At 43.8% G+C, this 13,423-nt stretch carries 8 protein-coding genes; 6 read left to right on the top strand and 2 right to left on the bottom strand.

Translation table 11 applies throughout. The features are described from left to right. Positions 1 to 4: 4 nt before the first annotated feature. Complete coding sequence (gene trxA / locus AAFH98_RS00730; protein ID WP_342520749.1) at positions 5 to 340, bottom strand: thioredoxin; 336 nt, start codon at positions 338 to 340, stop codon at positions 5 to 7. A 122-nt stretch (positions 341 to 462) separates the two neighbouring features. Next, the gene (gene dnaE, locus AAFH98_RS00725) at positions 463 to 3,945 is read right to left on the bottom strand and encodes a DNA polymerase III subunit alpha (RefSeq protein ID WP_342520748.1); all 3,483 of its coding nucleotides are present in this window, start codon (positions 3,943 to 3,945) and stop codon (positions 463 to 465) included. Between the two features lie 165 nt (positions 3,946 to 4,110). Here dnaE and AAFH98_RS00720 point away from each other — a divergent pair, with 165 nt between their 5' ends. The 6 genes from AAFH98_RS00720 to AAFH98_RS00695 all read left to right on the top strand — a co-directional run bounded on the left by AAFH98_RS00720 (position 4,111) and on the right by AAFH98_RS00695 (position 13,423). Further along, positions 4,111 to 5,763, top strand: coding sequence for a CTP synthase (locus tag AAFH98_RS00720; protein ID WP_342520747.1), 1,653 nt, complete (start codon positions 4,111 to 4,113; stop codon positions 5,761 to 5,763). A gap of 13 nt (positions 5,764 to 5,776) precedes the next feature. After that, the gene (locus AAFH98_RS00715) at positions 5,777 to 6,238 is read left to right on the top strand and encodes an NUDIX domain-containing protein (protein ID WP_342520746.1); all 462 of its coding nucleotides are present in this window, start codon (positions 5,777 to 5,779) and stop codon (positions 6,236 to 6,238) included. Positions 6,239 to 6,331: 93 nt separating this feature from the next. Further along, the gene (locus tag AAFH98_RS00710) at positions 6,332 to 8,005 is read left to right on the top strand and encodes an amidohydrolase (RefSeq protein ID WP_342520745.1); all 1,674 of its coding nucleotides are present in this window, start codon (positions 6,332 to 6,334) and stop codon (positions 8,003 to 8,005) included. Positions 8,006 to 8,023: 18 nt separating this feature from the next. Then, a complete protein-coding gene (locus tag AAFH98_RS00705; protein ID WP_342520744.1) occupies positions 8,024 to 9,691 on the top strand; it encodes an NAD+ synthase in 1,668 nt (555 codons plus the stop codon). Positions 9,692 to 9,752: 61 nt separating this feature from the next. Continuing rightward, entirely contained in the window at positions 9,753 to 11,762 is a 2,010-nt protein-coding gene (locus AAFH98_RS00700) for a LysM peptidoglycan-binding domain-containing protein (RefSeq protein ID WP_342520743.1), read from the top strand. Between the two features lie 20 nt (positions 11,763 to 11,782). Next, complete coding sequence (locus AAFH98_RS00695; protein WP_342520742.1) at positions 11,783 to 13,423, top strand: S41 family peptidase; 1,641 nt, start codon at positions 11,783 to 11,785, stop codon at positions 13,421 to 13,423.

Here is a 13,423-nt window from a genome sequence, read left to right as displayed (position 1 = left end):
GAGATTAGTTGGTTACTTGTGCTTCCAACTGCTTTTTTAATTGTGCTTTGGGTACAGCTCCAACAATTTGATCAACGACTTCACCGTCTTTGAAAATCAAAAGAGACGGGATACTTCGAATGCCATACTTTGTTGATATTTCGGGGTTGGAATCTACATCAACCTTACCAACCTTCGCTTTGCCATCAAACTCTTCGGCCAGCTCTTCAACAATAGGTCCTACCATTTTGCAGGGGCCACACCACTCGGCCCAAAAATCAACTAATACGGGTTGATCTGAATCGGCGTTAAGGACTTCATCTTCGAATGAATCGTCAGTTAGTTCTAATGCTTTACTCATAATCGTATCTTCATCTTCATTAATTGTTATTTTATAGCCTTGAATCTGGATACCTAATATCTAATAATATCATCCAATTATCACATCGTTTCTTATTATGGATGATATCACCAAAACTTATCTTACCGTCCATTACCGTTTTGACGATGCAATGCAATGGCTTCTTTGCCAATGATGGACTTTAATCCATCAAGCAATTCCTCATTGGGATCAACGACAAATTTTCGCACATGCATCGCAAATGGACGTTTGGCTTCACTGCTTAACACATTGAAACGTACATTCGTTTGCCCCTGATTATTTTTGAAAAGCTGTGCCATTTTTTCGAGGTCTTCATCATCTACATAGTTGGTATCGATATCCAGCTTTAGTTCGATCTGGTCCTGATATTTCTCTCGCATGCTTTCAATACGTTCAAAGTTATTGGCAATAACCTGTAATTTCCCCCGAGATGAATCAAAGTTCCCATCTACGACTACGCGGGTATCTTCTTGGATCATCCCCAGGCAGCGGTCATACACCTCGTTAAACGTAACAACTTCCACCTTGCCTTTGCGATCTTCCATCTCAAGAAAGGCAAAAGGACGACCCTTTTTATCCGTAACACGATTTACTTTTGTGATAATCCCCGCTACGCGGATTTCTGTCCCGTCATTAAGCTGATTTAGTTCATCCGAATCCAACGTATGTGAGCAGAACATTTGTACATCCTCCTGGAATTTGTCTAACGGATGTCCACTCAGATAAAAACCGATAAGCTCACGCTCTTTGTTGAGTCGCTCAATATTGGACCATTGTTTAACGGGTTCCAGCTTGGGTTCATCAATTGCGGAAGTGTTGTCTCCATCACTACCAAAAAGATCGGACTGATTGGAGTTTTCCATCTCCTGCACGCGAGAGCCGTAGCTGAGCAAGATATCCATGTGCTGGAGCAGCTGGCGTCGATTGGGATTAAGCTCATCAAAAGCCCCGGCCTGGAACAGGCTTTCCAGTGTTCGTTTGTTACATACGCTGGAATCAACGCGGCGCGCAAAATCATAAATGGAGTCAAACGTACCGTTTTCTTCTCGTTCCTTTACAATCTCTGCTACCACATTCGAGCCTACTCCCTTAATAGCTTCCATTCCGTATTGAATACGTCCATCAACAGCCACAAATTTACCCTGACCACTATTAACATTGGGAGCATCCACGGTGATGCCCATGCGATTACATTCCTCAATAAACTTCGAGACTTTGTCAATGTTGCCCATATTATGGCTAAGCACCGCTGCCATATATTCAGACGGATAATTAGCCTTAAAAAAGGCCGTCTGATAGGCAACGACCGAATAAGCCGCCGAGTGCGATTTATTAAAGCCGTAATTTGCAAACTCGGCCATGATGTCGAACAGTTCCTCCGCTTTCTTTTCGGAGACCCCGTTTTCGATTGCGCGCTCGGTAAAGATAGCGCGCTGCTTATCCATCACCTTTTTCTTCTTCTTACCCATAGCTCGTCGCAGTAAATCTGCTTCACCGAGGGAGTAGTTGGCGATCTTTTGAGCCGCCTTCATAATCTGCTCCTGGTAAATCATAATGCCGTAGGTCGGCTTCAGGAGTTCTTCAAGGTCAGGATGGGGGTATTCAACCTCGGATCGGCCATGCTTACGGTCGATATATTCCGGGATAAACTGCATGGGACCCGGACGATAGAGCGCGTTCATGGCAATGAGGTCATCCAGCTCAGTCGGTTTCAGCTGCTGCAGATACTTCCGCATGCCATCCGACTCAAACTGGAAGGTGCCAATCGTGTTTCCTTTCTGATACAGTTCAAAGGTCTTCTCATCGTCTTCGGGGATCTCATCCAGCTCGTAGTGAATGTCGTGGTTCTTTTCGACGTACTTAATAGATGTTTTGAGGATCGATAACGTCTTTAATCCCAAAAAGTCCATTTTCAGCAAGCCACACTCCTCGGCGTGTGGTCCGTCGTACTGTGTAATCAGTTCCTTGTCTTTCGACAGTGCCACCGGCACATATTCACTGATTTCACCTGGTGCGATAATAACGCCTGCTGCGTGAATTCCTGTTTGACGAGCTGATCCTTCCAGTGTTCGTGCAAAACGCATCATCTTTTGCACTTGCGGGTCGGGATGCTCAAAAAGCTGCTCAATATCTTTTGCCGACTCAGGATTTTTTGATGGGTCCAAAACCTTATCAAAGGTATTAACGCCCGGCTGATCGGGAAAGAGTTTGGTAATGCGATTGACTTCTTCAAGCGGCACGCCGAGTACACGTCCCACGTCACGAATGGCCGTTTTGGCTTTCATTGTTCCATATGTGACAATCTGAGCCACCTTTTCACGACCGTACTTTTCAACAACGTAATCGATCACTTCTTGCCGGCCATGGTCATCAAAGTCGATATCAATATCCGGAGGACTTACGCGTTCGGGGTTCAGAAATCGCTCAAACAGCAGATCATGCCGCATGGGATCTACGTTGATGATCCCCAAACAATAGGCCACAACCGAACCTGCAGCTGAACCACGTCCAGGTCCAACAAATACGTCGCGTTTTCGGGCTTCAGTGGTAAAATCCTGCGTAATAAGAAAGTATCCCGAAAAGTCCATTCGACTGATAATACCGAGCTCCTGCTCAATACGCTCACTGATTTCCTGCGTAATTTCTCCATAACGTTTTTTTGCACCTTCATAGGTCAAGTGACGAAGGTAGTCATCCATCGAATCAAACTGGTCGGGGATACTGTAATGCGGGAGCAATAGTTCAGAACTCAGGTCGATGTTGTCAACCTTTTCGATAATTTCATTTGTGTTATCAATAGCCGAGGGGAGATCACTGAAGAGCTCCTCCATCTCTTCAGGCGTTTTCAGATAGAAGTCGGTATTCAGGTTGTTATCATCATCCGTAAATCGAAAACGATTGGGGTCATTGATATCAGCGTTAGTTTGCAGGGCCAGCAGAATATCGTGGGCTTCCGAATCCTCTTCATTAACATAATGGCAGTCGTTCGTGGCCACCATTTTAACATTATACTCCTTCGACCATTTGACCAGTATTTCATTACAGCGATCCTGATCGTTAAGCCCGTGGCGCTGCAGCTCAATGTAATAGTCATCTCCAAATACATTCAGGTACCACTCAAAAAGCGCGCGCGCCTCTTTTTCTGTTTTGTTGATGATATACTGATTAATCTCACTGGCAATGCAGCAGGTGGTGGCAATAAGGCCTTCGGAATGCTCGGCCAGCGTGGGTTTGTCGATACGCGGTTTGTAGTACATGCCGTCGGTATAGCCCAGTGAACACAACTTGGACAGATTTTTATAACCCGTCATATTTTTGGCCAGCAGTACCTGGTGGTAACGGGTGCGATCTTTCTTATCCTCCATCCCCGAGGGCGTAATGTAAAATTCGCAACCAATAATCGGTTTTACATCGTGCTTATTGGCGGTATTTACAAATTCGGGCACTCCAAACATATTACCGTGGTCGGTAATAGCAATGCCCGGCATGCCATGGTTTTTTGATTTTTTGATCAGCTGTTCGATGCTCGCGGCACCGTCGAGCATGCTAAATTGTGTGTGATTGTGGAGGTGTGAAAAGTTCATTCAGGCAGCTTGTCTGTTGATCCTTAGATTGGAATAATAATACTATTCCTAAGCCACAAAATTAAGGTTCATTTTCGGATAAATTTTCAAAAAAATATTTATTACTGTTTGAATGGTGAGCGGAAACATTCTATTTTTGGTTTTACCTCAACTAACTGATTTGATATGTCCACCAAATACATCTTCGTAACAGGCGGAGTTACTTCTTCACTTGGAAAGGGAATTATTTGTGCCTCGCTGGGGCGATTGCTGGTTGCACGCGGGCTCAGCGTGACCGTTCAAAAGCTTGACCCCTATATCAATGTTGACCCCGGCACGATGAATCCCTATGAACACGGGGAGGTCTATGTAACCGAAGATGGGGCGGAGACCGATCTCGATTTGGGGCATTACGAACGATTTCTGGATATCAAAACATCCCAGGAAAACAATGTTACCACTGGACGCATTTATAATGATGTGATTTCGAAAGAGCGTCAAGGGGCGTACCTGGGAAAGACCGTTCAGGTTATCCCACATATTACTGATGAAATTAAATCACATATTGTGGCGTTGGGGGAATCTGACGACTATGATGTGGTAATTACTGAGATTGGTGGTACGGTGGGTGATATTGAAAGCCTGCCGTATATCGAGGCTGTTCGTCAGCTTCGTTATGATGTGGGGCGCGAAAATACGCTTTCCATCCATTTAACATTGGTACCATATCTGTCAGCAGCGCGTGAGCTTAAAACCAAGCCCACGCAACACTCCGTAAAAACGCTTTCCGAAAGTGGATTGCAGCCCGATATTATTGTGGCGCGATCGGAATATGAGCTTGATGATACCATCCGCAATAAAATTGCGCAGTTTTGTAATGTGGAGTATGATGATGTCATTGCCTCGCTGGATGCCGAAAGTATTTACCAGGTTCCCTTTTTGATGCAAGGAGAGGGGCTGGATAAGCGCGTTATCGAAAAGTTGAAATTAGATGCTGGCGAACCAGATCTTGAACGTTGGAAAGGGTTTGTAGAAGCCATTCGCAATCCATCCACGAAAATTACTATTGCGTTGGTGGGTAAATATGTGGAGCACCACGATGCTTATAAATCTATTGTTGAGGCGTTTATTCATGCCGGTGCCGTGAATGATTGCGAAGTTGATATCCGCTGGTTGCAGTCGGATGATCTTACGGAAGAAAATATAGCTGAAAAGTTAGAAGATGTTTCAGGAGTATTAGTTGCGCCTGGTTTCGGAGATCGAGGTATAAAAGGAAAAATTGCAGCAGCAAAATATTCTCGAGAAAACGATATTCCATATTTTGGGATCTGCCTTGGCATGCAGTGTGCTGTATTGGAATATGCCCAAAATGTATGTGGGTGGGATACGGCAAGTAGCACCGAATTTGATGAGGAAACCGAATACCCCATTATTGATCTAATGCCCGATCAGAAAAATATTGAAGACAAGGGCGGGACCATGCGTCTGGGCTTATATGATTGTAAGATTAAAAAAGATTCCAAAGCGTATGAGGCCTATGGCAAAGATCTTGTGCAAGAGCGTCATCGTCACCGTTATGAGGTTAACAATAACCTAAGGTATAAGTTGGTCGAAGATGGTATGAAGCTGGTTGGATTTAATCCCGATCGAGACTTAGTTGAAATAATGGAGATACCGGATCATCCCTGGTTTGTAGGTGTACAGTTTCATCCCGAGTATTGCTCAACGGTGAATAATCCCCAGCCGCTTTTTGTGGATTTTGTAAAAGCCAGTCTTAAGCATGCCAAGGAGCATGGTTTGAGTACACCTATAAAACGCAAAAAAGTTGTCATTGAATAATGAGGTAGCTGATATGTCACCGGATCAAACATTTGCCAACAAATTACGTGTTCGCGTTTGTGGAGTATTGATTCAGGATGACAAAATTTTGCTTGCCCAACTTCATTCTCCGATTACAAATAAATTAGTTTGGATGCCTCCCGGTGGTGGACTCACCTTTGGGGAGTCGATGAAAGGCTGTCTTAAAAGAGAATTTAAAGAAGAGACCAATCTCACGGTTGAAATACATGAGCTGGTACATGTCAATGAACTTTTAAAGAAATCATACCATGCCGTAGAGTGTTTTTTTGAGGTTAAGAAAATAGGTGGTGACGAAAAGCTTGGGAAAGATCCGGAGCTCTCTTGGGATCGGCAGATGTTGCATGATTTACAATGGGTTGCTATTGATACACTTCCCGAAATCGATTTTGCTCCCTCCAGCCTGAAAGAAAAAATACGGAATTGGGATCGGCGGTTTAACTATCCCATCTTTTAACAGTTTCTTACTAACCTGGCAGGTAATCTGTTTTTTATCCTAACGGGATTATTATAAATTTAGGGGCTTAAATTTCAACCACATCTACAACTTATGATTGCTTGCCGACTATCGTTGCTTTCAGTTTTTTTGCTCGTTTTAACAGTCGTTTCGTGTGAAAACGCATCCGATTCAACAACGACGGTGATCCAAAATGTTAAAGGCTATACCGAATATGAGGGGGAACTCATACAGTTTGAGGCATTGGAATTTAAAGGTGGCAAAGTAGTTGATGTTTATAGGGATACAACGTTTTCATCTACTGGAGATATCGAGGTTATTGATGGGGAAGGGAAATTTATCCTTCCAGGATTAATCGACGCTCATGCCCATGTGATGGGACTTGGCAATATGTTGATGAACGTGGATTTAAGCGGCATAAGGTCGTTAGATGAAGCTCTTAATCATATTGAGCAATATGCTTCTGAAAATCCAGAACTGGAATGGGTTGAAGGACGTGGTTGGAACAATACTTATTGGGGAGATGGTGATTTTCCCACAGCTAAAGATCTTGATAACGTTGTAAGTGATCGCCCCGTTTGGTTGAGTCGTGTTGATGGTCATGCCGGATGGGCAAATACCAAGGCCATGGAAATAGCTGGTATTACAGCCGATACCGAAGCACCGGAAGGCGGTAAAATTATCCGTGATGATAATGGGGAGCCGACTGGGGTTTTTGTTGATGAAGCTGAACAGCTTATTGCATCAGAAATCCCAGAGCCTACGGCTGAAGAGCAACAGGCAGCATTTGAACAAGCTTTGCAGCAGATGCGGAGTAAAGGGTTGACGAGTGTTCATGATGCCGGAGTATCCGCAGAAGTATGGGAGATGTATAAAGAGTTTGCTGATTCGGGGAATTTAACAACTCGTATTTATGGAATGATAAGTGGTGCGGGAGATACCTTTGATGAGTTAGCCCAAAACGGGCCTGTTACTTCTTATGCTGGAGATATGTTAGCTCTTCGGAGCGTTAAGATTTATGGTGATGGAGCATTAGGAAGTCGCGGTGCAGCAATGTTGGAGCCCTATTCCGATGATCCCGGGAACACCGGATTGCTGTTTCATAGCCAGGAGGAGATGAACCAGATGGTAATGAAAACGATGTCGAATGGCTTTCAAACGAATGTGCATGCTATTGGTGACGCAGCCAATCGTCAGGTGCTTAATGCTTTTGAACATGCCAAAGACAGCCTTGGAGATCAGGGGCTTCGAAATCGAATAGAACATGCTCAGATTGTATCAACGGAAGATATTCCGCGTTTTAATAAATTGAATGTAATTGCGTCGATGCAGCCTACTCATGCCACCAGTGATATGAATATGGCAGAAGATCGGGTGGGCGCATCCCGAATGGTTGGTGCCTATGCCTGGCAGACATTTATCAGTCAAGGTACTACGGTCGCTTCGGGATCAGATTTTCCGGTGGAACACGTGAATCCTTTTTATGGTTTATATTCAGCGGTAACCCGGCAGGATCATGACGGTAATCCCGACGGTGGTTGGTACCCCTCAAAACGCATGACAAGGGGACAGGCTCTTCGCTCATTTACTATCGATGCAGCTTATGCAGCACATCAAGAAGGTATGCTGGGTAGTTTGGAGCCGGGTAAATGGGCTGACTTTATCGTTGTTGACCGCGACTTTTTTGAAGTGCCCGATAATGAAATATGGCAAACAAAGGTGCTTGAAACATGGGTGGCCGGTGAAAAAGTATATTCTGCAGAATAAACGATCAGAGAAGTATCTATGAACATCCGATTAGAACAGCTTAATCCGACTATTGGAGATATCGATGGAAATTTACATCGTATTGAAGATGCCACGGTCAGGGCTGAATCGGACGGGATTGATTTGCTTGTATTGCCCGAGCTTATTGTCTGCGGATATTCGCCCATGGATTTATTAGAGCGACAAGCTTTTTTAGATGCCATTTACCGAGCTAATACCCACATAGTAAATCAATCCCAAGAAACAGCCGTGCTGTTTGGGACAGCGACACCTAATGAAGGGGACGGACGGAAGTGCTTTAACAGTGCTATTTTAGCGCACAATGGGGAGCGGGTTGCAGAAGTGCATAAAGCACTGCTCCCAACTTATGATGTATATGATGAGCTTCGTTATTTTGAACCCGATGCCACTTTTGAGTGTATCGATTTTGGAGAAACAAAAATTGGCATTACCATCTGTGAAGATATTTGGCATAATTTTGAATTGCCTTATCTTACCTATGATGTGAATCCCAGCAAGGAGTTAGTACAGCAGGGAGCCCAGGCTATCTTTAATTTATCAGCCTCTCCATATGCTCGAAATAAACCTGCCAAAAGAAAAAAGATGCTGCGGCAACGTGCGGAGCAATTTCAAGTACCAGTATTTTATGTGAATCAAGTAGGTGGGAATACCGAATTGGTTTCAGATGGTGATTCCATGGCTATTAATGGCCGTGCAGAAGTGGTAGGTCGTGCTCCACTTTTTGAAGAAGCATACATAGACATTAGCTGGTCAAGTAATGCTAATGTTCAAAATGTGGAAAACGCTCCATGTGAAGTTCCTGCCAAAATAGAACAAATGTTTGGCGCCCTTAAGCTTGGCTTGCAGGATTATTTACAGAAAACTGGTATTGCTGATAAAGTGCTATTAGGATTAAGTGGGGGGATTGATTCGGCACTTGTTGCTGTAATTGCTAAGGAAGCGTTGGGAGCAGAAAATGTGGTAGGTATTACAATGCCATCAGAATTTTCATCAGAAGGGAGTGTAAGTGATTCCAAAAAATTGGCTGATAATCTGGGAATCAAATTGCATGAAATAGCCGTAAGCGATATTTATGATCAGTTTAATGAAGCACTAAATCCATTTTTTGAGGGTACGGATTTTGGAGTGGCGGAAGAAAATTTACAGCCTCGGATTCGGGGTACATTGCTGATGGCATATTCCAACAAGTTTGGATATATGTTGTTAAATACGGGCAATAAGTCAGAATTGGCGACTGGTTATTGTACTCTATATGGAGATATGGCCGGAGGGTTAGGCGTTATTGCTGACCTTTATAAGTTGGAAGTGTATGAGATGTCTCGTTGGTTAAATGAGGAATATTATGGTTACGAGGTTATTCCATCAGCAATTATAAATAAACCACCAAGTGCTGAATTGCGGCCTGACCAAAAAGATGCTGATAGTTTGCCGAAATATGATATTTTAGATCCTATATTAGAGGCTTATATTGAAAAACAGCTTTCTATAGGTAAGATTGCAGCACAGGGGTTTGATCTGCAACTCGTAAAAAAAATAGCTACACTTGTAGATCGTAACGAATATAAGCGTTTTCAAGCCGTTCCGGCCCTGAAGGTAAGTGACAAAGCTTTTGGAACAGGACGTAGATGGCCGTTGGTGCAACGTTGGACCCAGAGTCGAGATTGACGTTATAGAGCGCATAACAAGGAAGGACGGAATAAGATTAAACACTACAACATCGCACTTTATGCAGAATAAGTTACCAGTATTACTCATATTTATTTTTATGTTTGGGACTCTTCCCGGGCTGGCACAACAGCAAGAACAAGAAGTACAGCTCGAAGAAGTACCGATGCCTGCCAAACTGCTTCCCTATAATAATCCTATGTTATCGAATGATGAGGATTTCGCTGTGGGTGAACGACAGCCTGGTCCCGAGCTCGATGACTTTCAAAAGGAAGTGATGCGCCGCATTGCAGACATTTATCGTATGCATGTGAATGCGTTGGAAGCACAAGTTCAAGATGACCCGCTGAGTGCAGAAACGCATATCACAGATGCTCTTAATGCTATGCAAGCACTTCTTGATACGTATCCCGAGGTACAATCCAATGAACGTTTTAGTGCATTGTACCGCTCGGTGATGACTGAATATCGATCGTTTTATGGAGTTGAAGATTCTACAAAACAGGTAGAGGGAGAAATTTTTGCGATCCAGGAAGAGTTATACTCTGAGGAAAGTAACTGGATGAATGAAAACTATTCATTGCCAGAAGATATTACTACACCTAAAACAGAGGTTCCGCTGGTTCAAAATCGCCAGGTTAATCGCCATCTGATGTATTATACGATGAAGCGCCCAGAAGTGATGGAGACATGGCTTACCCGTACAAAGAAGTATTTTCCAATGATGGAAGATATTTTTGAAGAAGAAAATGTACCTCAGGAATTGATTCACTTAGCAATGGTAGAGAGTGGATTAAACCCGCAGGCACGAAGTTGGGCATCGGCCGTTGGAATGTGGCAGTTTATTCGGGCAACAGGTTCAATGTATGGGCTTGAAGTTAATTGGTGGGTCGATGAACGCCGGGATCCTGAAAAGGCTACCCGTGCTGCTGCTCGACATTTAAAAGATCTATATAATATTTGGGGCGACTGGCACTTGGCTATAGCTAATTACAACATTAGCCCACGAGGGTTGAAACGAGCTCTCAGGGCAGCCGGAGAGGAAGACTATTGGGCAGCATTGCCGTATTTACCGCGCGAAACCCAAGGTTATGTACCAGGCTTTATAGCTGCTACTATGATTGAGATGAATCCTGAGCAGTTTGGTTTTACAGGGCAATATGAATCTGAAGAATACGATTACGAGCTTTTTGAAGTAGCTCCTTTAATGCCACTGGATGAGTTAGCCAAGGCAGCTGGCATCAGTACTGAAAAACTTAAGGAGTATAATCCCGAGTTACTCCGATGGGCTACCCCTCCGGGCAATAGTTACCCGTTGAAGTTACCGGTTGGGAGTAAGGAGCAGTTTGCTGCTAATTATGAGGATATCCCTAAAGAAGAACGCAGCCAAAATGTTGCGATGCATACCGTAAACAGAGGGGAGACGTTGGGATATATTGCTCGAAAATATGGTACATCAGTTCGGGCGCTGTACGAGACGAATGAAAGTTTATCGAATACCATTTATCCGGGACAAAAAATTGTGGTTCCGTTGGCTCCGGGAAGTGATGAAAAGATTGCGGCCAGTCGACCCACCCACCAGCCGCGCGGCCAAACTTCGACCAATACGCGACGCAGAAACCAATCGAAAGCTCCCGCTAATTCTATAGGAGTTACGTATAAGGTTAAAAGTGGAGATACGATTGGGCATATTGCTGAATGGTATGATGTGCGGGCTTGGCAGATACGGTCGTGGAACGGAATATCTAACTATATACGACCGGGGCAAAACCTGACTGTTTATGTGCCGGAATCGAAGAAGTCGTATTACAGCCAGATAAATAGTATGTCTTTTAGTAAAAAGCAGGAGCTTGAAAGTCAGCAGCGGTCTGGTACGAATATTACGGAAGAGTACATCGCCTCAACTTCAAATAATAGTAGTGATGGCGGAAATGTTACGTATACGGTACAGTCGAATGATACGTTAATACAGATAGCAAACTCGTTTGGCGTTTCTGTAGGTCAAATTCAGCGGTTGAATAATCTCAATGGGTCACGAATTTATGTTGGTCAGCAGTTGAAAATAAAATAGGGTGATCGGCAATGCGTAAGATGAGGAAATTTTTAATAGCCGGATTGCTGGCGCTTACATCATTAGCGCTTATTGGCGTTGCACGTAATCCGGATATCTATTTTCTCATCAAAAAAAACTTTACCATTTTCAGTGAAGTTTACCGAGAGGTTTCACTGCAATATGTGGATAAGGTTGATCCAGAAAAGCTGATGCGTAAGGGTATCAATGCGATGTTGGAATCACTGGATCCTTATACGGTATTGGTTGATGAGGCCGACCGGCAAAATATGGAAATTCTCAGCCGTGGTAGTTATGGCGGAGTTGGTATCGAAGTTGATTATCGCGGAGGGGATATCGTGGTTGTGGCTCCTATTGAAGGCTATGCTGCTCACCGCAAAGGCATTCGATCAGGTGATGTAATTACCAGAGTAGACGGTGTATCTGTTAAGAATTTAATGCCGGAACAGGTGCAAGAACTTATTGATGGTGAGTTGGGCTCTACCGTAACAATGACTATCGAGCGATACGGAATGGAGGAGCCTTTGACATTTGAGCTGGAACGCCAGCGTATTGAAGTGAAAAATGTGGCGTATGCAGGATTTATATCCGAAGATAAAAATGTTGGATATATTCTGTTAAATAGATTTTCGAAAGGTACCGCTGATGAAGTTCGCATGGCTATTGATGAGCTTTCTGCCCAGAAAGAGCTTAGTGGTGTGGTGTTAGATTTGCGGAATAATCCTGGAGGATTGCTGGAAGAGGCAGTTGCTACCGTTGGAAAGTTTGTGTCGGAAGGTACGAGGGTGGTGGAAACGCGCGGTCGTTTTAGTCAGCATGATAATGTTTTTGCCACGGAAGAATCTCCTGTAATGCCTGATATGCCGTTGGTAGTATTGCAAAATGGGGGAAGTGCCAGTGCTTCAGAAATTGTGGCGGGTGCGTTGCAGGATCTTGATCGCGCAGTTATTATGGGAGAGCAAAGTTTTGGTAAGGGATTGGTGCAGACCGTTCGGGAGCTTTCATACAATACGGCGCTAAAGATGACTATATCAAGGTATTATATCCCCAGCGGACGTAGTATTCAGTCGGTAAGATATACCCATGATGACAATAACAGTGCAGTAATGACTCCGGATTCGCTTCGTAAAGAGTTTAAGACGAGAAACGGTCGTACAGTCTATGATGGCAATGGTATTAGTCCGGATTTGATTGTTTCTGATAAGGAGCCGTCGCTATTAGAAACCTCATTGTTAAGGCAGAATATATTTTTTGAGTTTGCCAACCGGTATGCTGCTGATAACGATTCTTTGGGGCAACCGTTTGGAGCTGACGATCTGTATCAACAGTTTATGCGTTTTGTTGACGAGCAGCCGTTTGATTATCAGGCACCATCAGAAAATCACCTTGTAAAGGTAGATTCGCTACTGGCAGATGCAGGTGAAAAATCAGAGGAGCATATCCAGGAGTTAAAAGATATTGCTGCCAGAAAGAAAGAACAGCAGTTTATTGATGAACGTCCTCAATTGGAGAAACGATTGTATCTGGAATTAATAGCACGATATAAAGGACAGCAGGGGCAAACAGCCGCATGGTTGCCACATGATGAGCTGGTGAATAGGGCTGTTGCTGTTTTGCAGGACGAAAATAAATATAATAGAATTTTAGCAGAAATTAACTGA

Source organism: Fodinibius sp. Rm-B-1B1-1 (genome assembly GCF_038594945.1).
GTDB lineage: Bacteria > Bacteroidota > Rhodothermia > Balneolales > Balneolaceae > Fodinibius > Fodinibius alkaliphilus.
Note: the sequence above shows the minus strand (reverse complement) of the source record. Positions and strands in the feature narration are given on the sequence as shown.